The following is a 23,673-nucleotide window of genomic DNA, read 5'->3' as shown; positions in this document are numbered from 1 at the left end:
TCAGACTCGCCTCACTCAATGAGGCGGTTAGGGGAGTGCCCCCATATTAAGGGCGGGCATTGTAGCGCTGTGGGGAAGACAGGTAAAGTTATTGTGCCGGGCTCTCCTTTGCCTTACCCGGCCTCGATTGACTTCTGGCTGATTACACAATCCGACAGGCGTCGGCTTCCCAGCGATACCCTACGCCATAGACCGCGCGGATAAACGACTGCTCCGCATCCAGCGATTCCAGCTTGCGTCGCAGGTTCTTAATATGGCTGTCGATGGTTCGGTCGGTAACGACACGGTAATCGTCATAGAGATGATTGAGCAACTGTTCACGGGAGAACACTTTTCCCGGTTCATGCGACAACGTTTTGAGTAAGCGAAATTCAGCAGGCGTTAAGTCGAGCATTTTCCCACGCCAGGACGCCTGAAAACGACCTTCATCGACGATCAACGGGCTGTCAGCATCCATCTGTTGCAGTTCGCGCTGCGGCTTGCAACGGCGCAGAATCGTCTTTACGCGAGCAACAACTTCACGCGGGCTGTAGGGTTTGCAAATATAATCATCCGCACCGATCTCCAGCCCCAGCAGGCGATCAATTTCTTCTATCTTGGCGGTTACCATCATGATGGGGACTTCAGAGAATCGGCGGATTTCCCGGCACAGAGTCAGGCCGTCGGTACCAGGCAGCATCAGATCCAACAAGATCAGATCGGGCGGCGTCTGACGCACGCAAGGAAGAACCAGATCGCCGTGGCTGATGAGCGTAGGAGCGTAGCTTGCCGCGCGCAGATAGTCGATAAGCAGTTGCCCCAGCTTGGGCTCGTCTTCCACGATCAGAATACGCGGCGTGTTTTCATCAATGGGTAGCTCAGTCATACATCTCTCTGTAAATCGCGTTCCAGCGGTAATGTTACTGTAATGCTCACCCCGCCAAAAGGCGAATGGGCGGCGCGGATCAGACCATTATGCGCCTGTACGATATTGACGCAAATTGCCAGCCCCAGCCCGGAACCACCGCTGGCACGGTTACGCGAGCCTTCGGTGCGATAAAATCGTTCAAACAGCTTCTGTAACTGGTCGTCACTTACGCCGGGAGCGGAATCAGCGAAGGTTAATAAAACCATACGCTCTCGTTGTTCGGCGCTGATGTGCAGCCCACCGCCGCTGTCGGTGTAGCGCAGACTGTTTTCCAGCAGATTGTTGAACAACTGCATCAGACGATCCCTGTCGCCAAATACCGTCATGCTGTCCGGGAGTGAAAGTTGTATCGTCAGTCCACGGCTGGCAAAGCGTTCACGAAATGCGCCACTTGCCACTTCCAACAGCGGGATGAGATCCAGCGATGTTTTCTGGTAGGCCAGCGCGCCTTCATCGGACATGGAGAGCTGATGCAGATCGTCCACCAGCTTGGTGAGCGTACCCACTTCAGCTTGCAAAGAGGCAACGGAGTCAGGGGTGAACTGGCGTACGCCATCCTGAATGGCCTCCAGTTCACCGCGCAACACCGCTAACGGCGTACGCAGTTCGTGAGAAATATCGGCCATAAAGTCACGACGCATCTGCTGGTTTTTTTCCAGCGTACTGGCAAGCTGGTTGAAGTCCTGCGCCAGCTTGCCCAGTTCATCCGTACTGGTCGGTGCAACGCGAGTGGTGAAATCGCCAGCCGCCAGTTTGTGCGTGCCTTCCACTAACCGCTTGACCGGGGCCAGCAGGCTGCGCGCCAGCGTAAACGTTGCCAGCGCCGCCAGGATCGTGGAGAGCGCGACGATGAGCCAACTGGAACGTCTTTGCTGCATGTCGAAATTGATATCCGTATTGCGCGTTAAGCGTTCCACGGGAGAGGCAATCACGGCACCGACTTCGCTACCGTTGACGCGGATCGGATGGCGCATACCGTCTCGGGGGACCGGAGCACGCGGACCGACCAGCACGCGGGCATTTTGGTCGACAACCCAAAACTGCGTACGCCAGCCGTGCGGCGGCATGCCGGGGCCGGGTTTATCATCGTCGTTGTCGTGTTCAAAAGAACGCAGGATCTGAAAAACAAACCGATCGTTATTGCGTAAGAATCGCCAGTTGCCGTGCTGTTCATACTGCTCGCTTAATGCGTCGCTGAGCATTTGCAGCCGCTGTTCGTTACCGTGCTTGATATAGTCAATAAAACCGCGTTCGAAGCTTATGCGTACGGCCCAGTGCATGCTGATCAGCAATACGATGCAGGTGGCGAAAATCGCCAGAAACAGTTTGCCGGTGATACCGGGCCGCCAGAACTTCATCAGGTGCTCCTTTTGCGCCGTGAAATCACCGCGTTGGTTTGCGTGTCGTTCGGCACGCGGGCAAAAATAATGGCAGGCAGCGCGATAATGAATGCGATGCACAGCCAGGTATACATAAAGACGGTATGCGTACTTCCGCTGTCGATGACGCTATGCTGCTGACCGAACATACCTAGCAGCAGTCCCGCGATGGTCACCCCGATACTCATCGACAGCTGCATGATCATTGACAGCAGGCTGTTACCACTGCTGGCGAGATCGTCAGGCAGGTCTTTTAACGTCAGGGTGTTCATGGATGAAAAGCGCGTTGAGTTGACCATTCCCTGTAAGAACAGTACGAAGGGCAGGGCGTAATACCAGCCGAGCAGCGCGGTGGTCATCAGCAGCAGACTGACCAGCGACAGGCCAAGCGTTGTAGCGACCAGTACGCGACGGTAGCCAAAGCGGTTAACGACCTGCACCACAATGCGCTTCATGCCCATACTGCCGAGCACCATCGGGATCATCATCAGCCCGGCATGAAAGGGGGAAAAACCGAGGCCTATTTGTAAAAACACCGGCGTCATAAACGGCAGCATACCGCTACCGATGCGTCCGGCAAAACTGCCGAAAAGACCCAGCGAGAAGGTCGGTGTGCGAAACAGACTCAGGCTGAACAGCGCGCGTGGATTACGATGGGCGTGTTTCAGATACAGCGCAATAGCCAGCACTCCGCAGATAACCAACGCTGCCAGCGAGATACTGGAGATGCCGGTTCCTTTACTGCCATCAAGCGCCAGCGTCAGTACCGCCATGCCGACTGCCAGCATCGCAAATCCGGAGAGATCGAAGCGTCGGGTTTGCATGGTGTAGTTGGGCATCAGCATTAACGTCGCTATCGCGCCGACAATACCAACCGGAATGTTAATCAAAAATATCCAGTGCCAGGAGGCGTACTCAACCAGAATACCGCCTAATGCCGGTCCCAGTAGCGGGCCAATCTGACCGGGCAATGTGACAAACGTCATCGCCGCCATATATTGCTCACGCGGGACGATTTTCATCACCGTTAGCCTGCCGACCGGCACCATCATCGCACCGCCAACGCCTTGTAAGACGCGCGCCATCACCAGTTCGTTGAGTGTGCTGGACCCGGCGCAAAACAGCGAGCCAAGCGTAAACAGGATGATGGCGGTGAAGAAGATATTACGCACGCCAACTTTGTCCGCCAGCCATCCGCTGGCGGGCAGCATCACGGCAACGGTTAAAACATATGACACAATGACCATATGCATGTGTAACGGGCTTTCCCCGAGGCTTGCCGCCATCGAGGGAAGCGCAGTATTCACGATGGTGGTATCCAGCGACTGCATAAAAAAGCCGAATGCCACAATCCAAAGTTGCCAGCGGGTGCTGTCGGGAAGTTCTGTCATAACTCTGCTACCGGTTTGCTGTTTTTACGCGAAAAACGCAGACGCAGACGGTCGAAAAAGAGATAGACCACGGGCGTGGTGTACAGCGTCAGGAGTTGACTCACGACCAGCCCGCCGACAATGGTTATCCCCAAAGGTTGACGTAGTTCGGAGCCATCCCCGGCGGATAACACCAGCGGCAGCGCGCCAAACAACGCCGCCAGCGTGGTCATCATGATTGGGCGAAAGCGCAGCAGGCAGGCCTGGAAAATGGCTTCTTCTGGCTGCAGCTTGCCGTTTCTCTGCGCTTCCAGCGCAAAATCGACCATCATGATGGCATTTTTCTTCACAATGCCAATTAATAGCATTATCCCTATCAGGGCGATTAGGCTAAACGGGGCATTGAACAGCTCCAGCGCCAGCAAAGCCCCGACGCCAGCTGAAGGTAGCGTGGAGAGAATGGTCAGGGGATGAACATAGCTTTCATACAGCATCCCCAGAACGATGTAGACCGTGGCAATGGCGGCGATAATCAGGATCACCTGCGAGTTCATGGTGTCCTGAAATACCTGTGCCGTGCCGGCAAAGCTACCGCGAACCGTGGAGGGGACGCCGAGCTGGGTCATGGTTCTGTTGATAGCCTCTGTCGCCTCAGACAGTGAAGAACCTGTTGGCAGGTTAAACGACACGGTTGAGGCAGCGGACAAGCCCTGATGGTTTACCGACAGCGGGGCATTCGCCGGTTGCCATTTGGCAAAGTACGATAGCGGGATTGCCTTACCGTCATTGTTGATGACGAACATTTTATCCAGCGCGCTGATGTCCTGGGTGTAACGTCGATCGACCTCCATCACCACTTTGTACTGGTTCATCGGTTGATAAATAGTTGAAATTTGCCGTTGTCCAAAAGCGTTGTTCAACAGGCTGTTAGCGGCTGCAACGTCGATCCCCAGACGAGACATGGTGTCGCGATCGTAGACCAGGTTCATTTCCGCGCCATTGTCCTGCTGATCTGAGTTGACATCCGCCAGTTGGGGCAGGGCGGCAAGCGCTTTACGGATCTTCGGTTCCCACTCGCGCAGCGCCGCCAGATCGTCGGAAAGCAATGTGTATTGATAGCTGGCATTGGCCTGGCGGCCGCCGACGCGAATATCCTGCACCGCCATCAGAAACAGATTCGCGCCAGGCTCTTTTGCAAGCGCGACGCGCAGGCGGTCGATCACCTGCTGAGCGGTTTCACCGCGCTCATCGCGTGGCTTGAGGGTGATAAACATCATCCCGCTGTTAACCCGGGAACCGCCGGTAAAACCGGTGACGTTATTCACCGCCGGGTCGTCGCGGATGATCTTCATAAAGTCCTGCAGTTTGCCGCGCATCGCCTGGAAAGAGATGCTCTGGTCGGCCTGAATCCCCCCCATCAACACGCCCGTATCCTGCTCCGGGAAGAAGGTTTTGGGGATGGAAATATAAAGCCAGATATTCAGCGCAATGGTGCCAAGTAACACCACGCCAACCAGTCGCGTATGGCGCAGCACCCATTTAAGCGAAGTGCCGTAACTCTGTTGCAGTGCCACCAGCACACGACCAAAACCCCGTTTACGAGACTGTTCACGCGGGGCGCTGGATTTGAGCATCCAGCCACACATCATTGGCGTTAATGTCAGCGACACCAGCAGCGAGATACCGATAGCAACTGACAGCGTGACGGCAAATTCGCGCAGCAAGCGCCCAGGCAATCCGCCCATTAACAGCAGCGGGAGGAACACCGCTACCAGCGACAGGCTCATTGAGAGCACCGTGAATCCCACTTCGCGCGTACCTTGTAGCGCCGCCTGCAGTGGCTTCATTCCCGCTTCCAGGTGGCGGGCAATATTTTCCAGCACCACGATCGCGTCATCAACGACAAATCCCGTGGCAATGGTCAACGCCATTAATGACAGGTTGTTCAGGCTGAACCCGCACAGATACATGGCGGCAAAGGTACCGATCAGCGAGACCGGAACCGCTACCGCAGGGATCAGGGTCGCGCGCCCGGAGCGCAGGAAAACAAAGACCACCAGAATAACCAGCGCAACGGAGATAATCAGCGTCTGTTCGACTTCCTCCAGCGAGGCGCGAATGGTCGGTGAACGGTCCTGGGCAATTTGTAGATCGATGGCGGCCGGGACCAGCGTTTGTAACTCCGGTAATTTGGCCCGAATGCTGTCTACCGTCTGAATAATATTGGCTTCTGGCAACTTGCGGATCATCAGCAGGATAGCCGGTTCTGCGTTGGTCATCCCCGCGTTACGTACGTCCTGCACCGAGTCGCTCACAGACGCAACATCGCCCAGCCGCACCGCAGCGCCGTTATTGTAGTGGATAATAATCGGCTGGTACTCGGCGGCGGTTTTCAGCTCATCGTTGGTTTGTACCTGCCAGCGGTGGGTATCATTCTCGATAGCTCCCTGCGGCTTACGCACATTGGCGTTAGCAATCGCGCTACGCACGTCGTCCAGCGACACGCCCTGATTAAACAGCGCTTGCGGATTAAGCCCTACGCGCACGGCAGGCAGAGAGCTGCCCCCAACGTCGACGTCACCCACGCCGTCGATTTGCGCGATGGTCTGTGCTAATTGGGTTGATGCGAAATCGTACAGTTCACCCTGCGAGTAAGTGTCCGACGTGAGCGTCAGGATCATGATTGGCGCATCGGAAGGGTTGGCTTTGCGGTACGTGGGGCGGCTTGGCATACCGCTGGGTAGCAGGCTTTGCGCTGCGTTAATCGCGGCCTGAACATCCCGCGCCGCGCCATTGATGTCACGGTCGAATTTGAATTCAAGAATAATGCGCGTACTGCCAAGGGAACTGCTCGAGGTCATTTCGTTCACGCCCGCGATGCGCCCCAGTGAGCGCTCCAGCGGGGTGGCTACCGAAGACGCCATCGTTTCAGGGGAAGCGCCCGGTAATGATGCGCTGACCATGATCACCGGGAAATCCACCTGCGGCAGCGGAGCTACCGGCAGCAGACGAAAGCCCAGTATCCCGCACAGGGTGATGGCCACCGAAATGAGAATGGTCGCCACCGGACGATGAATGAAAAGCGCGAAAAATTTCATTTACGCTTCCTCTTCCTGACGCGGGAAGCGGCTTTTCACGTACAGCGACAGACGGTCAAACAGCAGATAAATCACCGGGGTGGTAAACAGGGTTAATACCTGGCTTACCAGCAGACCGCCGACCATACCAATTCCTAATGGACGACGTAATTCGGCCCCCACGCCGGTACTTAACATCAGCGGCAACGCGCCGAGCAGTGCCGCCAGCGTAGTCATCAGAATCGGGCGAAAACGCAGCAGACAGGCCTGGAAAATAGCGTCGCGTGGGGTCATGCCCTGTTCGCGCTCCGCGGCAAGGGCGAAGTCGATCATCATGATGGCGTTTTTCTTGACGATACCGATGAGCAAAATAATGCCGATAATCGCGATGACGTCCAGTTCACTGCCGGCAATCATTAACGCCAGGAGGGCGCCGACGCCCGCCGTGGGTAGCGTGGAGAGAATGGTAATCGGGTGAATAAAGCTCTCATACAGCACGCCGAGGACGATATACATCGCGACAACCGCAGCCACAATCAACCAGATGGTATTACCCAGTGCGGCCTGGAAAGCGAGCGTACTGCCCTGGAACTGGGTGGTAATATTTGCTGGCAGATTGAGCGTTTTTTCGGCATCCAGAATTGCCTGCACCGCATCGCCCAGCGAATGACCGTCCGGTACGTTGAACGAGATGGTGGTGACCGGGAACTGATCGAGGTGGTTAATCGACAGCGGAGCGAAACGCTGTTCAATGCTGGCGATTGCGCTAAGTGGAACCACGCCGCCGTCGCTGCTGGTCAGACGGATAGTGTCCAGTGCAGCAAGCCCCGGCGTACTGTTGGTGTCATGTTCCAATACGACGCGATACTGGTTGGCCTGGGTGTAGATGGTTGAAATCAATCGCTGGCCGAAGGCGTTGTACAGGGCGTTATCGACATCCGCCATGCTGATGCCTAAACGGCTGGCGCTATCGCGATTGACGTTCACATACGCCACCAGCCCTTTGTCCTGCCAGTCGCTACTGACATCAGACAGTTGCGGTAGCTGGTGTAGTTTTTCTAACAGCTGTGGAACCCAGGTGCTGAGGGCATCAAGGGACGTTGCTTGCAGCGTAAACTGATATTGCGTCCGGCTGACCTGGGTATCAATCGTCAGGTCCTGGGTGGGCTGAAGATAGAGATCAACGCCGGGTACTCTGTCAACTGCGTCCTGTAGGCGTGCGATCACTTTCTGCACGCGATCGTCGCGATCGTCCAGCGGCTTAAGGTTGATTTGCAGACGCGCGCTGTTCAATGCCGGATTAGTACCATCCACGCCGACAAAAGCGGTCAGGCTCTCTACCGCCGGATCTCGAAGGATGACATCGGAAACCTGGCGCTGGCGCTGGGCCATGCTGGCAAATGAACTGGACTGCGGCGCCTGCAGCGTACCCTGGATGATGCCGTTGTCCTGGATTGGGAAGAACCCTTTGGGGATAAAGGCCCATAACATAACGCTCAGTGCCAGCGTGCCGAGCGCCACGCCCAGTGTGAGCCACGGATGATTCAGCACTTTTGCCAGCCAGTGACCGTACCCGGCAATGACGCGATCGAACATACGCTCCGAGGCGCGGGAGAAGCGGTTTTGCTTACGCAACGAGGCCTGATTAAGCATGCGCGCGCACATCATCGGCGTGAGGGTGAGCGAGACGACGGCGGAAATCAGAATTGCCACGGCCAGCGTAACGGCAAACTCGCGGAATAATCGGCCAACGATATCACCCATAAACAACAGCGGGATCAGCACGGCGATTAGCGAAAATGTCAGAGAGATGATGGTAAAACCAATCTCACCAGCCCCCTTCAGGGCGGCAGTCAGCGGTTTTTCGCCTTTTTCGATATAGCGTGAAATATTCTCGATAACCACGATAGCGTCATCCACTACGAATCCTGTCGCGATGGTTAGCGCCATTAGGGTCAGGTTATTGATGGAGAAATCAAGAAATACCATCACCGCGAAGGTGCCGATGAGCGACAGCGGAACGGCGACCGCAGGAATAATCGTCGCCGGAATATTGCGCAGGAACAGGTAGATGATCATCACCACCAGCGCAATCGCCAGCATTAGCTCAAACTGGGTGTCTGCAACGGACGCACGAATATTGGTCGTACGATCCGAAAGCACGCTGACCTTAACTGATTTGGGCAGGCTTTCGGTGAGCTGCGGCAGCATTTGACGGATACTGTCTGCCGTGGAGATGATGTTCGCCCCAGGCTGGCGCTGAACATTCATCACAATGGCTTGTTGCTTATTGGCCCATGCGCCCAGCCAGCTATTTTCTGCCCCTTGTTCGACGGTGGCGACATCGCCCAGACGAACCGGCGCACCGTTTTTATAGGCCACGATGAGCTGGCGATATTCGTCTGCGGACTGCATCTGGTCGTTGGCGGAAAGGGTGACAGCACGCGTTGGGCCATCAAGACTCCCTTTTGCCGAATTGACGTTAGCCCCGGTAATGGCTGTACGGATGGTTTCGCTGGTCAGACCGAGTGCGGCAATAGCCTGTGCGTTAAGCTTCACGCGGACCGCCGGTCGTTGCCCGCCGGAAAGTGTTACCAGACCGACACCGGAAACCTGAGAGATTTTCTGCGCGACGCGGGTTTCGACCATATCTTCCACCTGCGTCATCGGCATGGCGCTGGACGTGACCGCCAGCGTCATGATCGGTGGATCTGCCGGGTTTACCTTGCTGTAGACCGGCGGATTGGGCAGATCGCCCGGTAATAAATTGGTGGCGGCGTTAATCGCAGCCTGAACTTCCTGCTCGGCAACATCCAGCGGCAGCGTCAGTTGAAACTGCAACGTGACGACCGATGCGCCGCCGGAACTTTGCGAGGACATCTGTTTTAAGCCGGACATCTGTCCGAACTGACGCTCAAGCGGCGCGGTTACCGCCGAGGTCATGACGTCCGGGCTGGCGCCCGGGTACAGCGTAACGACCTGAATCGTGGGGTAATCGACTTCCGGTAAGGCGGCGATCGGCAGGAAACGATAACCGATAATACCGGCAAGCAAAATCGCGACCATCAGCAGCGTGGTGGCGACAGGTCGCAGAATAAACAGGCGTGATGGCCCGCCTGTGTTGTGCGGAGGTAACACCTGCATCAGGAGTTAGCTCCTTTTTTGCCGTATCCGCGGGGCGCAGTTTTCTCATCCTGAGCAGAGGCGTCATGCGCCTCTACGACTTCTACTTTTGCGCCTTCCGTCAGGCGGTCAATACCGTCGGTTATGACCCGATCGCCTGCGGACAACCCGGCGGCGATCACTACTTTTTGGCTATCCTGAATACCTGGTTTAACCAGATGTTTGCTCACTTTATTCTCGCTGTTCAGCACCCAGACAAAATGGCCCTCATTGCCCATCTGCAGGGCGGCCGTTGGGATCACCACGGCGTTTTGTTCCGTGTCGACCAGCATGCGGGCGTTAACGAACTGGTTAGGGAATAAAGCATCATCTTGATTGTTAAAACGGGCTTTAACTTTGATGGTTCCGGTCGTGGCATCAATCTGATTGTCGAGACTGAGCAGGACGCCTTCGCTCAGTTTTTGCGAATTGGTTCGGTCCCAGGCTTCGACCTTTAACGGAGTCCCCGATTTTTGCGCCCGCAACACGGTGGCAATGTCGTTTTCAGGCAAGGTGAATATCAGGTCGATAGGATGGGTTTGCGTAATGACGACGATTCCGGTGGTATCGCCGCTGGAAATTTGGTTACCGACATCGACCTGCTTCAGACCGACACGACCCTCTACAGGCGCGGTTATCCGGCTCCAGTCAAGCTGCAATTGGGCGCTGGCGACGCTGGCTTCATCGGCTTTGATTGTCCCTAATGTTTCATTTACCAGCGCCTGCTGGGCATCCAGCTCCTGGCGGGAGACCAGATTAGTTTTCACCAGCTGTTGATAGCGGGCAAGATCGCGACGGGCATTTGCCAGCGTGGCTTTATCTTTTGCCAGTTGGCCCTGCGCCTGAGCCAGAGCAACTTTGAACTGGCTGGGATCTATCTCTGCCAGCAGGTCGCCGGCTTTTACCTGCTGTCCTTCCTCGAAGTGTAAGGCAATGAGCTGACCATCCACCCGGCTACGTACCGTGGCGGTATTTGCGGCAGTAATGGTACCCAGTCCTGTCAGGTAACGCGGAACGGCTTCCATGGCGGCGGTGGCAGCCTGAACGGGAGCCAACGGCCCGGAGCGCATTCCACGCCGTCCCGAACCTGGCGTGTGCTGCGCTGGTTTGGTCGCGCCCGGTGCGTTTTCCTGGGCGTCGTTACGGCTTTGCCAGAACCAGATGGCGGCGACGGTGGCCACAACGATCGCGATTGCTAGCACCCAGCGGGATTTTTTACTGCCTTTCATTGTTATAAGTTTCTCATCCTGAAACGATTCGCGGAATGATACTAGTTTAGCCAGCGAACAAGGGAGAAAAATGGAGGAATTATGAAACACTGTCGGGATTCGTCTGAATGCTGATGCGGCTTTGCGAAGCGTTACGCAACAATCGGTGGTGAAGATAGCGAATACGTGATTGTGCGTTAGAGTGCTGACAAGGCAAAAAGGAGGAAAGCCAGAGATTTCAGCGGGACGCTGGAACGGGAAAGCCCCTCCCGAGGAAGGGGCCAAAATAAGGAAAGGGTTATGATGAAGCAGGTCATCATACTGGTGATACTCTTAGTGATTAGCTTACCGGCTTACTAAGACACCAGGGGGAGGGGAAGCCCTCCCTAACCCTCACTCCTGAAAATAAGCCACAGCAATGGTGATGTCAATACACGTACTTTTCAGCATGCGAGCCGCTTAGCGGAAAACAACGTCAGCCCAGCGGGCCAGTCCGGCAGTAACGGAACCGAAATCATCGCCCCCCGCGATCGGAATCCCGGGAAGTTGCTGGGCGAGGGCTTTTTTAATCAGCGGCGAACGCGCGCTACCGCCGGTTAGGTAAATCACGTCCGGTTTTTCCTGCGCGTTTTCAAGCGCCAGTTGAACCTGCTCCAGAATGCGCGCCAGGGGCTGATTGAGCGCAGCTTCCAGCCCGTGTTGACTGATATCGGTTGCCAGCGTGTTGCTGATAAACGGTATCGCCGCCGTCACAATGGTCTGATCGGAAAGCGCGATTTTGCTCTCTTCTGCGCTGCGCACCAGGCGATAGCTCAGACGCTCGCGCCAGACTTTAAGCAGTAGGGCGACTTTATCGGCTTCTTTCGCGTCACGGACAAGATCGTTGAGCAAGCGACCGTTGGCGCTACTGTAGAAGTCACTTTGCGCGGGAACATCGTTGATCGCGACCGCGTTCCACCAGGGCAGAATAGGTAAGGCGATCCCTTTTTCCGTTTCTCCCCCCATACCGAGCAGCGGCATCAGATGTTTAAACGCCAGCGCAATATCCAGATCGTTCCCGCCAACGAGGCAGCCGCTGTGCCCCAGCAGGCTGTTTTCGCGATCGGCGCGCTGATGCCATTGCGGCCCCATCAGCAGCAGTGAACAGTCGGTTGTACCCCCGCCAATATCCACCACCAGCACGCGTTTTTCTTCCTGCAGCGTGGCTTCGTAATCCAGACCAGCCGCTACCGGCTCGTACTGGAAGACGACATCCTGAAAACCGGCGCGTTTAGCCGCACGTTCAAGAATACCCTGCGCCTGAGCGTTGGCGTCATCGCCCCCTAACCCCTGGAAGTTGATGGGACGACCAATAACGGCCTGGGTGATGGCTTCCGGCAACTGATTTTGTGACTGGTTGCGTATGTGCAGCATCATCGCGCAGACCAGATCTTCAAACAGCGCAACCTGCTGCGGCTTCAGACCGCTGGCACCCAAAAATGATTTTGGCGATTTAACGAAGTACACCTCTTCCGGGTCTTCAATATATTGACCCAGCGATGCCAGACCGAACTGCACGCTGTTGGCGTTAACGTCGATGTCTTCTTCGCGGTTATAGCGCATCGCGCGGCGAAGCAGCGCCTGCGTTTCGTCGTCCGTGGTTGGGATGTCGTGATGGCGATACAGCCACTCGCTGACCGCTTCGCGCGTTGGCGCGCACAGCATTGAAGGCAGAAGCGTGCTGTTATTTTCCATTTTGAGCAGGTGAGGCTGCCCGTCACGCATAACGGCCACTGAACAGTTTGCCGTACCGTAGTCAAAACCAATAAACACCGTAAAAATCCTCATGCCAGTGAAGAAGGGGCGTGACTTTAACGAAATGTTGACGCTCCGACAACTGGAATATGAAAGCAAGGCACATCGATTGAATACCGTTTATGCTGTAGGTTTGCATAAAAAGGAAAACTGAATGTTCACGCTGAGCTGGCAACCGCCTTATGACTGGCCCTGGATGCTGGGATTTCTTGCCGCCCGTGCGGTTGACGGTGTCGAAACGGTGGAGGAACTGAGTTATACCAGAAGCCTGTCCGTAGGGGAGCATCGGGGGCTGGTGCGCGTCGTACCGGATTTGCACGCCAATGTGCTACACGTGACGTTAAGTTCGGGATTACAACCCGCCGCCCCCGAGTGCCTGGCGAAAATAACCCGTTTGTTTGATCTTACCTGCTGCCCGCAGCAAATTGTCAGCGCGCTGGGAAGCCTTGGTGCGGCGCGTCCGGGACTGCGCCTGCCGGGATGTGTCGATGCTTTTGAGCAAGGGGTACGGGCGATTTTAGGGCAGTTAGTCAGCGTGGCTATGGCGGCAAAACTGACAGCGAAAGTCGCCCATGCTTATGGCGACACGCTGGAGGATGCGCCAGGGTATGTTTGTTTTCCCACGCCTGAAGCGCTTGCTGACGCCGAACCGTTGCACCTGAAAGCGTTAGGGATGCCGCTCAAACGCGCTGAAGCGTTGATTCACCTGGCGCGTGCAACGCTTGAAGGAACGCTTGCGACAGAAGCGCCTGACGATATTGAGCAAGGCGTTAAGCAACTACAAACGTTTCCCGGAATAGGGCGCTGGACCGCCAACTATTTTGCGCTGCGTGGTTGGCAGGCGAAGGATGTTTTTCTGCCGGATGATTATCTGATTAAACAGCGTTTTCCCGGCATGACGCCAGCCCAGATCCGGCGGTATGCAGAGCGTTGGAAACCCTGGCGCTCCTATGCACTCTTGCATATCTGGTACACGGATGGCTGGCAACCGTCAGTTGATGGCGAAATTACTGGTATTCAGTAGCAGATCCAACGGTTGGGCGTTGGCAATAATGTCGCCATAAATCATGTCAATACCGATGCCAGAAAGCGCATCCATGATAAGCGGCAACTGCACCGGACCGGCGATGCTTTTAATGTCCAGACGCTGGGCATGGCCCTGGATAATGGACACCCACATCTCGTCAATCAGGTCTCCGTGAGCGCTGGCGCTTAGCTCGCTGTCAAGCAACAGGTAATCGACAATGCGGTATTTCAGATTGTCAAAAAGCTCTAAATCACGACCGACCTGACTTAACACAATTCGACAACCGAACTGACGTAGCCGATGCAGGGCGGATATCGCCTGCGTTGGATTCGTTTTGATGACGCTGGCCGGAACGGTCAGGTGCAGCAGCCGCGGCGGTAACGGACTATGTTGCAATTGTTCCAGCAGCTCATCAACAAGTTCTGAATTGAGCAGCCCGGCGGCGGAAAGAGGGAGCGCAACACTGAGGCCCTTGCTGGCGACTGCTGGGGCCGCATTCTGGAAGAATTCGCTGAATACCCGACGGTCGAGCGCTTGATTCAATGTGGGATCGACCAGCCCGGTACGGAATGTCTGCTCTTCAATCACTTCGCCTTCAGCGGTCCCTAAGCGTAGCGATATAAGCCAGAAGCTAAACGTCTCAGGTATACGTGGAGAAGCCACGCCTCTGGCGATCATCAGCATCGGGCTGTGCGTAATGGTATGCTTTTGTTCGTCCAATGACAGTTGGCTACGCGCGGCATGCGCCTGGCTTTGCTGGGGTTCATAGACGCAGACACGCCCACGTCCGCTGTTTTTCGCCGCGTAGCAGGCGATATCCGCCTGAGACATGACGTCAGTCGCGATATGGTTTTTGTCATCAATCAGCGTAATTCCCGCACTGGCGCCAATGCGGTGCAAGCGGCCATCCCACATGAAGTGGTAATCGTTAATAGCACTGATGATGCGACCTGAGATGAAGCGGGCGCTTTCGATATTACAATCCGGCAGCAACAGACCAAACTCGTCGCCGCCAAGGCGCGCCAGCATATCGCTGGACCGCAGCATGCTTAGCATCAGTGAAGAGAGTTCGCGCAGCAGGGCATCGCCTGCGGCATGACCTGCGCTATCGTTCACCGCTTTAAAACGATCAAGATCGATAAAAACCAGCACATGACTCTGGTGCGCGTCGTGCACCGTATGCAGCAACTGTTTGAGATGGTTTTCGAAGCTGACCCGATTGGCCAACTGCGTCAGGTCGTCATGCGAAGCGCTGTAGCTAAGCTGGCGCAGCATCTTACGTGACTCGGTGACATCCTGAATGACCAGCACCGAGCCAATGCTGCCGCCATCAAGGGTGCTGAGGGGCGTGATGCTGTACTGAATGTCATAACTGTTGCCGTTGCGACAATGCAGGACGACTTCCTGCTCCATTGCCTTACGTGACATGTCGGCACTGTAGATATTTTCCATCAGCGGACCGTTATCGCCGAAAGTAATACGCAGTACTGTCAGGAGCGGAATGCCAATTGCGTTTTCCTGCTGCCAGCCGCTCATTTTCTCAGCGACCGGATTCATAAAGGTCACATTCATGTCGACATCAATACAAATCACCGCCTCGCCGATGGAGTCCAGCGTAATATGCAAACGCTCTTTTTCTTGGAACAGCGCTTCGTTGAGCTGCTTCACCTCGGTCATATCCATATTGATGCCAAGTAAGCGTTCAACTTCACCGTCTTTATTCAATACTCGGTTGGCCAATGAGCGGATATGCCGTATGCCACCTTTTACCGCGATACGAAACTCAAGCTTAAACGGGGCTCGTGCGGCCAGCGAATCGCGAATCACATTTTCGGCGTGTTCGCGATCTTCAGGCACAACGCATTCATACCAGACTTGCCAGCTGGGCTTGATATGTGCCGGGACTTCGTAGAGATCGAACATACGCTTATCCCAGCTGATCACATCAGGCTGCAGTTCCCATTCCCAAATGCCGATCCCCCCGGCTTCATTAGCGAGCGTAATGCGCTCCATCAGCCGTTTGTTCATCCACTCGGTGTGCTTCAGATCGTTAATGTCCTCAATCTGCGCAATAAAGTAGAGTGGGGTGGTGTCGCTATGGCGCACCAGCGAAACGGCCAGCAAGGCCCATACCACCTCGCCTGCGCGCGTGTAATAGCGCTTCTCCATGGAATAGCTGTTAATTTCCCCGCGCGCCAGCATGTTTAACTGTTCGAGGTCATTGTTCAAATCTTCCGGCCAGGTTAATTGCTGGAAGGTGAGCGAACGTAGCTCCTCCTGGCTATAGCCCAGAAACTGGCACAAGGCTTTATTGGCCTGTAGCCATTGCCCCTCGGTCCCGACCAGCGCCATGCCAATTGCGGAATACTCCATAGCATTGCGAAAGCGCGCTTCGCTTTCTGAGATGTGCTTGCGTTCAGCCCGAAACGCGTACATCACCATGGTCATCATATTGGCTGGCAACAGGATCATCAAAAACGGCAGCCACGGTATGCTGGTCATCATGTTCTGTTTGGGGGTGTAGAGCAGCGAAGGGTCAGCGGCCAACATCAGCGAAACCATCATCACGGTGCTGAGGAAAATTAAAAACGCCTCCATACGCGGCAGACGGACAGCGCTCCACATCAACAGGACAATAACGCAGGTAAACGGCCATGGAATGAACATCATCGACAGCCAACTGAACGTTAACGTCACCAGAAGCGTAATCAGGGTTTCAAGCAGTAATCGCGGATTGCGGTGGCGCAGCAGATAATGTGGCTTAAACAGTAAACCTAATGGTACCAGCGCCAGCGCGCCGATGGATTCTGACAGCACCCAAATGAGGAAGGTATTTAACGACGTTTCTTGCGGTAATAATAACCAGAGTAATACGCCGCCCAGCAGCGGAGGGACCACTGCGCTGCCGAATGCCAGGCGCGCCCAGTCGTTGAGATTTTGTAAAGGATTGTACCAGGGCAGCAGTTTGCGCAATAACATTGCCCCCACGACAGCCTCAATAATGTTGATGGCCGTGTAGGTAAAGCTAAGCGACTCGCCGGGGAAGAAGAGCAAAGAACCCGCGATGTTACCCAATGAGCACGCCAGCGCGATCCCCGGCCACATTTTTCCCGCATGACGGTAAAAAGCCACCATCATGATTGAGGTCGGAAACCACAGCGGCGCCAGCTGCGCCCCGAAACGAGACAGTTCCAGCGAGAACAGCGTAAAGATGAAAGCCACCAGACCTAAACTGGCCAGGCGCAGTAGAGGATGAGGTAAGGTAACTAAAACATGTTGGGATTGTTTACTCATTACCACTCTACCCAAATAGCCGTTGTCGCCCAGTAGAGATGCCGGACGCATCACATTTAATCTGGGTTTATGCTAGTACAAATAATTTACAATTTATACGCCAGCTGCTCATAAATTAACACTCTCAAGCTATTAATTACTAAGGCTGGCGAATAAATGTAGCGCATGCTTTAAATATGACCGTTTTAATTTGCGACAGGGAAGGCATTGGTGCAGCCTGGGCTGGCGTCGCGCCGCTGAAATCCCTATAATTGCCGCGTTTGGCGTTTCGGCGCCGCCCTTCCTAACATCCAGGTTAATCAGGTCGCTAAATTTATGACTGATCAGTCCCATCAGTGCGTCATTATCGGCATTGCCGGCGCATCGGCTTCCGGCAAGAGTCTTATTGCCAGTACTCTTTATCGCGAATTGCGTGAACAAGTCGGTGACGAACATATTGGCGTTATTCCCGAAGACAGCTATTACAAAGATCAAAGCCATCTATCGATGGAAGAGCGTGTAAAAACCAACTACGACCATCCGAACGCGATGGATCACAGCCTGCTGTTCCAACATCTGCAAACGCTGAAACGCGGTAGTGCCATTGAGCTGCCGGTGTACAGCTACGTTGAGCACACGCGCACGCAAGACACTATTCATATCGAACCCAAGAAAGTCATCATCCTGGAAGGCATTTTGCTGCTGACGGATGCGCGTTTGCGTGATGAGATGAACTTCTCTATTTTTGTTGATACCCCGCTGGATATTTGCCTGATGCGCCGTATCAAGCGCGATGTGAACGAACGTGGTCGTTCAATGGATTCAGTGATGGCGCAATACCAGAAAACCGTCCGTCCAATGTTCCTGCAATTTATTGAGCCTTCAAAACAGTACGCCGACATTATTGTGCCGCGCGGGGGTAAAAACCGCATCGCCATCGATATTCTGAAGGCTAAAATCAGTCAGTTCTTTGAATAAGTTCAGCGAATTGTGTACCGTTCAGTGATAACCTGGTTCACCCTTAATGCACCTGGCATTAAGGGGTTGAAGCACGAAAGGAGAAAGTGCCATGCGTTTATGTGACCGAGATATTGAAGCCTGGTTGGATCAAGGTCGTCTGTCGATCAATCCACGCCCTCCTGTCGAGCGAATCAACGGCGCCACGGTAGATGTGCGCCTTGGCAACAAATTCCGTACGTTCCGCGGGCATACGGCGGCGTATATCGATCTGAGCGGACCGAAAGATGAAGTCAGCGCCGCGCTGGATCGCGTGATGAGTGATGAAATCGTCCTCAAAGACGGCGAGGCATTTTTCCTGCATCCGGGCGAACTGGCGCTGGCAGTGACGTTCGAATCCGTGACGCTGCCTTCCGATCTTGTGGGTTGGTTAGATGGCCGTTCTTCGCTGGCGCGTCTGGGACTGATGGTACACGTCACCGCACACCGTATCGATCCGGGCTGGTCTGGCTGCATCGTACTGGAGTTTTACAACTCCGGAAAACTACCGCTGGCCCTGCGTCCTGGCATGCCGATTGGCGCATTAAGCTTCGAACCGCTTTCCGGTCCGGCGGCGCGACCTTACAACCGTCGTCAGGATGCAAAGTATCGCGATCAGCAGGGCGCCGTTGCCAGCCGGATCGATAAAGACTGAGTATTTTCAGTCCATTGGGGATAGCATGAGACGATTTCTGACGACGCTGATGATCCTACTGGTCGTGCTGGTGGCCGGTTTTTCTGCGTTAGTACTGTTGGTTAATCCGAATGATTTCCGCGCATATATGGTCAAGCAGGTTGCTGCGCGTAGCGGATATCAGCTGCAGTTGGATGGCCCGCTGCGTTGGCACGTATGGCCTCAGCTGAGCATCCTCTCGGGGCGCATGGTGTTAACGGCTGAAGGCGCCAGCGAACCCCTGATTCGTGCCGACAATATGCGTCTTGACGTCGCGTTGTGGCCGCTGTTGAGTCACCAGCTCAGTGTGAAGCAGGTGATGCTCAAAGGCGCGGTGATTCAACTGACCCCGCAAACTGAAGCGGTGCGCGGCGAAGATGCGCCCGTTGCCCCAAAAGACAATACGTTGCCCGACCTGGCTGAAGACAGAGGATGGTCGTTTGATATTGCCCGCCTGCGTGTTGCCGATAGCGTTCTGGTATTCCAGCATGAAGACGATGAACAGGTCACGGTTCGCGATATTCGTCTGGACATGGAACAGGATAACCAGCACCGCGGCACGTTTGATTTCTCCGGGCGCGTTAACCGCGATCAGCGTGACCTCGCATTATCCTTCAACGGCAGCGTTGATGCCTCCGACTATCCGCATAACTTATCCGCGAATATTGAGCAGCTAAGCTGGCAACTGCAGGGGGCCGATCTACCGGCGCAGGGGATCAAAGGCCAGGGACAGTTTCAGGCACAGTGGCTGGAAGAGAAAAAACAGCTCGCGTTTAGCCAGATTCATTTGACCGCTAACGACAGCTCTCTCGCCGGGCAAGTTCATGTGACATTGTTGGATAAACCAGAATGGGCCGTCGACCTGAAGTTTGGTCAGCTCAATCTGGACAATCTGCTCGTACAGCGTGAGGCTGTGACGACGAACGGTGAGGTTCAGCAAGGTCAGAGTCAGTCAACGCTGGCGCGCCCCGTCATTGCTTCCCAGGTTGATGCCGTTTCGTATCAGGGACTGAAGGGATTTTCGGCAGACATCGCTTTGCAAGCTGACAAAGTGCTGTGGCGGAAAATGGCGTTTGACAATGTCTCGGCAAAAATTGACAACCAGTTCGGCTTGTTGAATGTTACGCAGTTGCAGGGGAAAAGTGACGGTGGGCTGGTGTCGCTTCCTGGTATGCTGGATGCCAGAAAAGGACAGCCGCGAGCGGTCTTCCATCCGCGCCTGGAAGGCGTAGAAATTGGTACTATCCTGAAAGCCTTCGACTACCCCATCGCCCTCACCGGTAAGCTGTCACTGGCAGGGGATTTCTCTGGCTCAGATATTGATGCCCAGGCGTTTCGTCATAGCTGGCAAGGGCAGGCCCATGTCGAAATGAGCGATACGCGAATGGAAGGAATGAACTTCCAGCGGATGATACAACAGGCCGTCGAACGTAGCGGTGGGGATGTTAAAGCTCAGCAAAACCTGGATAACGTGACCCGGTTGGATCATTTTGTAACCGATATGACGCTGGATAACGGCGAGGTTACGCTGGATAACATGGCGGGTGAGTCGGCGATGCTGGCGCTGACCGGCAAGGGAACGCTGGATCTGGTGAAGCTGAATTGCGACACGCTGTTTAACATTCGCGTGCTGGGCGGCTGGGATGGCGAAAGTAAGCTGATTAACTTCCTGAAGGCTACCCCGGTTCCTCTCAGAGTCTACGGTCAGTGGCAGGCGCTAAACTACAGTCTGCAGGTCGATCAGATTTTGCGTAAGCATTTGCAGGATGAAGCGAAACGTCGCCTTAACGACTGGGCCGATCGCAATAAAGACTCCCGCAACGGTAAAGATGTTAAAAAGTTGCTGGATAAACTCTGATTCATATTGCCGGATGGCGGTTGATGCCGCCTCCGGCTCGTGATTTACACCTCGTAATCCATCTCTTCTTCACTGTGCAGCGGTATCAGTTGGACTTTTTGCACGCGATGATTTTCCACCTGCAGGGTTTTTAGTCGATAGTCGCCGACCTGAACTTCCTCCCCGGTTTTCGGGATGCGCTGCAAATACTCCATTAACAGTCCGGCAATGGTGTGATATTCACGCTTATCATCTAACGGGATAGGCACATACTGCACCAGATCTTCCAGCGGCATGTGTCCGTTTGCGGTCCATGAACCATCCGCGTTTTTCTGAATGTCATGGCGGGCGTCAATCTCCTCTACCTCATTTGGCAGGTTACCGGCGATGGTTTCCATCACGTCACTGAGCGTAACAATCCCTTCAACTGACCCAAATTCATCCGCCACAAAAGCGAAGTGCGTCCGGGCGTTACGGAACTGCTCAAGCGCCGGAAGCAGCGGCAGAGTTTCCGGGAACACCAACGGCTGGCGAATCAAGACGCGTAAGTCGAGCGGCTCGCCGCGAAGAGATTGCTGCAGCAGGTCGATGACATGCACCACGCCCAGCAGGTCTTCCTGCTCATCTTCGCCGGTGACCACCAGACGCGTATGCTGGTTTTTTTCCAGCAAAGCGCGGATTTCTGTTTCCGGTGCATTGAGGTCGATGTGTTCAATATCATGCCGTGAGGTCATGATGCTGCTGACAGTACGCTGGTTAAGGTTCAGTACACGTTCAATCATCCGCCGTTCCTGAGGGGCAAAAATTTGGCCTTCATGATGGTCTGCCAGCATTGCCGCGGTTTCGGCATCCAGTTCGGCGTCTTCTTTTTGCCCGCTCAGCAGTCGCATTACCGCCTCGGCGGTGCGCTGGCGCAGGGTATGGTTGGCTGACAGGAAGCGACGGCGGTTAAAGATAGCTAACTGGTTCAATGCTTCTATCATGACCGAGAAACCGATGGCGGCGTACAGGTAACCTTTCGGAATATGGAAACCAAACCCATCGGCGACCAGACTGAAACCAATCATCAGCAAGAAGCTCAGGCACAGAATGACGATAGTTGGATGGCTGTTGACAAAGCGCGTCAGCGACTTGCTGGCAAGCACCATCAGGCTGATGGCAATAATCACCGCAGCCATCATTACTGCCAGGTGATCGACCATCCCTACGGCGGTAATGACGGAATCCAGGGAGAAGATAGCGTCCAGCACGACTATTTGCGCGACGACGCCCCAGAACTTAGCGCCTTTACGCTGGGTCGGGTTCTCGCTGTCTTTGCCTTCCAGCCGTTCGTTTAGCTCCATGGTGGCTTTAAACAGCAGGAAGAAACCGCCGAACAGCATGATCAGATCGCGCGCGCTGAAGCTCAGGCCGCGAATGCTGAACAGCGGTGTGGTCAGCGTTACCAGCCATGATATTGATGCCAACAGCAGCAGGCGCATGACCATCGCCAGCAGTAGCCCGGTAATACGCGCCTTATCCCGCTGGGCAGGAGGCAGTTTCTCCGCGAGGATGGCAATAAAAACAAGATTATCAATGCCAAGAACAAGTTCGATCACGATTAGCGTGACGAGTCCGGCCCAGATTGACGGATCGGCAATCCATTCCATAGTAAATGCTATACCCATAGTTGTATGACAATTGTCACAATTCGATCATGGGTAAAACTGGCGAAAAATGCAATGGCGAGGAGGGATTTCTCTGTAGCCTATTACAACCAGGTACGGGATATTAGGGAAGGTGCGAACAAGTTCCTGATATGAGATCATCATATTCATCCGGAGCGCATCCCAGAGGGACATCATGAGCCATCAACTCACCTTCGCCGATAGTGAATTCAGCACTAAGCGCCGTCAGACCCGAAAAGAGATTTTCCTCTCCCGCATGGAGCAGATTCTGCCATGGCAGAATATGACCGCTGTCATCGAGCCGTTTTATCCCAAGGCGGGCAATGGCCGACGGCCCTATCCGCTGGAGACCATGCTGCGTATTCACTGCATGCAGCATTGGTACAACCTGAGCGACGGTGCCATGGAAGATGCCCTGTACGAAATCGCCTCCATGCGCCTGTTTGCCCGATTATCCCTGGATAGCGCCCTGCCGGATCGCACCACCATCATGAATTTCCGCCACCTGCTCGAGCAGCATCAACTGGCCCGTCAATTGTTCAAGACCATCAATCGCTGGCTGGCCGAAGCAGGCGTCATGATGACCCAAGGCACTTTGGTGGATGCCACCATCATTGAGGCACCCAGCTCTACCAAGAACAAAGAGCAGCAACGCGATCCGGAGATGCATCAGACCAAGAAAGGCAATCAGTGGCACTTTGGCATGAAGGCCCACATTGGTGTCGATGCCAAGAGTGGCCTGACCCACAGCCTGGTCACCACCGCGGCCAACGAGCATGACCTCAATCAGCTGGGTAATCTGCTTCATGGAGAGGAGCAATTTGTCTCAGCCGATGCCGGCTACCAAGGAGCGCCACAGCGCGAGGAGCTGGCCGAGGTGGATGTGGACTGGCTGATCGCCGAGCGTCCCGGCAGGGTAAAAACCTTGAAGCAGCATCCGCGCAAGAACAAAACGGCCATCAACATCGAATACATGAAAGCCAGCATCCGTGCCAGGGTGGAGCACCCGTTTCGCATCATCAAGCGGCAGTTCGGCTTCGTGAAAGCCAGATACAAGGGGCTGCTGAAAAACGATAACCAACTGGCGATGTTATTCACCCTGGCCAACCTGTTTCGGGTGGACCAAATGATACGTCAGTGGGAGAGATCTCAGTAAAAACCGGAAATAACGCCAGAAATGGTGGAAAAAATAGCCTAAATAGGCTGATTCGATGTGTTTGCGGGAAAAAAATCGGCCCAGATCCGCGAAATTTTAATCAGCGAGTCAGCTTGGGAAGAAATGACCTGCTTATTCGCACCTTCC

The 23,673-nt window shown here is 54.8% G+C and carries 15 protein-coding genes; 6 read left to right on the top strand and 9 right to left on the bottom strand.

Features of this window, described 5'->3' with window-relative positions:
* Window positions 1-142: 142 nt before the first annotated feature.
* From baeR to OGV38_RS02560, 6 genes are read right to left on the bottom strand one after another with little or no spacing between them, the layout of a single operon-like run.
* On the bottom strand, window positions 143-865 hold the full coding sequence (baeR, locus tag OGV38_RS02585; RefSeq protein ID WP_286472910.1) for an envelope stress response regulator BaeR: 723 nt from the start codon (window positions 863-865) through the stop codon (window positions 143-145).
* A complete protein-coding gene (gene baeS, locus OGV38_RS02580) occupies window positions 862-2,265 on the bottom strand; it encodes an envelope stress sensor histidine kinase BaeS (protein ID WP_016153606.1) in 1,404 nt (467 codons plus the stop codon). The genes baeR and baeS overlap by 4 nt, the downstream gene beginning before the upstream one ends.
* Complete coding sequence (locus OGV38_RS02575) at window positions 2,265-3,677, bottom strand: MFS transporter (RefSeq protein WP_019077147.1); 1,413 nt, start codon at window positions 3,675-3,677, stop codon at window positions 2,265-2,267. The genes baeS and OGV38_RS02575 overlap by 1 nt, the downstream gene beginning before the upstream one ends.
* Window positions 3,674-6,754, bottom strand: a complete 3,081-nt coding sequence (mdtC, locus tag OGV38_RS02570) for a multidrug efflux RND transporter permease subunit MdtC (RefSeq protein WP_153647022.1) — start codon at window positions 6,752-6,754, stop codon at window positions 3,674-3,676. The genes OGV38_RS02575 and mdtC overlap by 4 nt, the downstream gene beginning before the upstream one ends.
* Entirely contained in the window at window positions 6,755-9,877 is a 3,123-nt protein-coding gene (locus OGV38_RS02565; protein WP_075848343.1) for an MdtB/MuxB family multidrug efflux RND transporter permease subunit, read from the bottom strand.
* Complete coding sequence (locus OGV38_RS02560) at window positions 9,877-11,124, bottom strand: MdtA/MuxA family multidrug efflux RND transporter periplasmic adaptor subunit (protein ID WP_131379610.1); 1,248 nt, start codon at window positions 11,122-11,124, stop codon at window positions 9,877-9,879. The genes OGV38_RS02565 and OGV38_RS02560 overlap by 1 nt, the downstream gene beginning before the upstream one ends.
* Before the next feature lie 279 nt (window positions 11,125-11,403).
* Here OGV38_RS02560 and OGV38_RS02555 point away from each other — a divergent pair, with 279 nt between their 5' ends.
* Complete coding sequence (locus OGV38_RS02555) at window positions 11,404-11,463, top strand: type I toxin-antitoxin system Ibs family toxin (RefSeq protein ID WP_109017525.1); 60 nt, start codon at window positions 11,404-11,406, stop codon at window positions 11,461-11,463.
* Between the two features lie 99 nt (window positions 11,464-11,562).
* On the opposite strand, the gene yegD is transcribed toward OGV38_RS02555, so the two are convergent.
* Window positions 11,563-12,915 carry a molecular chaperone gene (gene yegD, locus OGV38_RS02550; protein WP_286472908.1) on the bottom strand — a complete coding sequence of 451 codons (1,353 nt, stop codon included), beginning with the start codon at window positions 12,913-12,915 and terminating at the stop codon, window positions 11,563-11,565.
* 136 nt (window positions 12,916-13,051) lie between these two features.
* Between yegD and alkA the strand changes: the two genes are divergently transcribed.
* The gene (alkA, locus tag OGV38_RS02545) at window positions 13,052-13,921 is read left to right on the top strand and encodes a DNA-3-methyladenine glycosylase 2 (RefSeq protein WP_016156930.1); all 870 of its coding nucleotides are present in this window, start codon (window positions 13,052-13,054) and stop codon (window positions 13,919-13,921) included.
* On the opposite strand, the gene OGV38_RS02540 is transcribed toward alkA, so the two are convergent.
* Window positions 13,889-17,218 carry a diguanylate cyclase gene (locus OGV38_RS02540; protein ID WP_155574507.1) on the bottom strand — a complete coding sequence of 1,110 codons (3,330 nt, stop codon included), beginning with the start codon at window positions 17,216-17,218 and terminating at the stop codon, window positions 13,889-13,891. The two genes, alkA and OGV38_RS02540, sit on opposite strands and share 33 nt — an antisense overlap.
* Window positions 17,219-17,533: 315 nt before the next feature.
* On the opposite strand from OGV38_RS02540, the gene udk reads away from it, so the two are divergent.
* The 3 genes from udk (at window position 17,534) to asmA (ending at window position 20,724) form a co-directional block, all read left to right on the top strand.
* Window positions 17,534-18,175, top strand: a complete 642-nt coding sequence (gene udk, locus OGV38_RS02535; protein WP_003036776.1) for a uridine kinase — start codon at window positions 17,534-17,536, stop codon at window positions 18,173-18,175.
* A 91-nt stretch (window positions 18,176-18,266) separates the two neighbouring features.
* Window positions 18,267-18,848, top strand: coding sequence for a dCTP deaminase (dcd, locus tag OGV38_RS02530; RefSeq protein ID WP_016153598.1), 582 nt, complete (start codon window positions 18,267-18,269; stop codon window positions 18,846-18,848).
* 25 nt (window positions 18,849-18,873) lie between these two features.
* Window positions 18,874-20,724 (top strand): outer membrane assembly protein AsmA, encoded by a 1,851-nt coding sequence (asmA, locus tag OGV38_RS02525; protein ID WP_286472907.1) that lies wholly within the window; start codon window positions 18,874-18,876, stop codon window positions 20,722-20,724.
* 44 nt (window positions 20,725-20,768) lie between these two features.
* Here asmA and OGV38_RS02520 read toward each other — a convergent pair whose 3' ends face one another.
* Window positions 20,769-22,352: a TerC family protein gene (locus OGV38_RS02520; protein ID WP_019077138.1), complete on the bottom strand. Its 1,584-nt coding sequence runs from the start codon at window positions 22,350-22,352 to the stop codon at window positions 20,769-20,771.
* A 193-nt stretch (window positions 22,353-22,545) separates the two neighbouring features.
* On the opposite strand from OGV38_RS02520, the gene OGV38_RS02515 reads away from it, so the two are divergent.
* On the top strand, window positions 22,546-23,526 hold the full coding sequence (locus OGV38_RS02515) for an IS5-like element ISKpn26 family transposase (protein ID WP_000019450.1): 981 nt from the start codon (window positions 22,546-22,548) through the stop codon (window positions 23,524-23,526).
* Window positions 23,527-23,673: the final 147 nt, after the last annotated feature.

The sequence above is a fragment of the Citrobacter sp. Cb080 genome, assembly GCF_030334745.1.
In the GTDB taxonomy this organism is placed as follows: Bacteria; Pseudomonadota; Gammaproteobacteria; order Enterobacterales; family Enterobacteriaceae; genus Citrobacter; species Citrobacter braakii.
Note: the sequence above shows the minus strand (reverse complement) of the source record. Positions and strands in the feature narration are given on the sequence as shown.

What these genes read in the sequence shown, in the direction of transcription:
- baeR (WP_286472910.1), bottom strand. Translation starts at nt 865, where the DNA reads ATGACTGAGCTACCCATTGATGAAAACACGCCGCGTATTCTGATCGTG.
- udk (WP_003036776.1), top strand. Translation starts at nt 17,534, where the DNA reads ATGACTGATCAGTCCCATCAGTGCGTCATTATCGGCATTGCCGGCGCA.
- OGV38_RS02515 (WP_000019450.1), top strand. Translation starts at nt 22,546, where the DNA reads ATGAGCCATCAACTCACCTTCGCCGATAGTGAATTCAGCACTAAGCGC.
- baeS (WP_016153606.1), bottom strand. Translation starts at nt 2,265, where the DNA reads ATGAAGTTCTGGCGGCCCGGTATCACCGGCAAACTGTTTCTGGCGATT.
- OGV38_RS02575 (WP_019077147.1), bottom strand. Translation starts at nt 3,677, where the DNA reads ATGACAGAACTTCCCGACAGCACCCGCTGGCAACTTTGGATTGTGGCA.
- mdtC (WP_153647022.1), bottom strand. Translation starts at nt 6,754, where the DNA reads ATGAAATTTTTCGCGCTTTTCATTCATCGTCCGGTGGCGACCATTCTC.
- dcd (WP_016153598.1), top strand. Translation starts at nt 18,267, where the DNA reads ATGCGTTTATGTGACCGAGATATTGAAGCCTGGTTGGATCAAGGTCGT.
- OGV38_RS02560 (WP_131379610.1), bottom strand. Translation starts at nt 11,124, where the DNA reads ATGAAAGGCAGTAAAAAATCCCGCTGGGTGCTAGCAATCGCGATCGTT.
- OGV38_RS02520 (WP_019077138.1), bottom strand. Translation starts at nt 22,352, where the DNA reads ATGGAATGGATTGCCGATCCGTCAATCTGGGCCGGACTCGTCACGCTA.
- OGV38_RS02540 (WP_155574507.1), bottom strand. Translation starts at nt 17,218, where the DNA reads ATGAGTAAACAATCCCAACATGTTTTAGTTACCTTACCTCATCCTCTA.
- alkA (WP_016156930.1), top strand. Translation starts at nt 13,052, where the DNA reads ATGTTCACGCTGAGCTGGCAACCGCCTTATGACTGGCCCTGGATGCTG.
- OGV38_RS02565 (WP_075848343.1), bottom strand. Translation starts at nt 9,877, where the DNA reads ATGCAGGTGTTACCTCCGCACAACACAGGCGGGCCATCACGCCTGTTT.
- asmA (WP_286472907.1), top strand. Translation starts at nt 18,874, where the DNA reads ATGAGACGATTTCTGACGACGCTGATGATCCTACTGGTCGTGCTGGTG.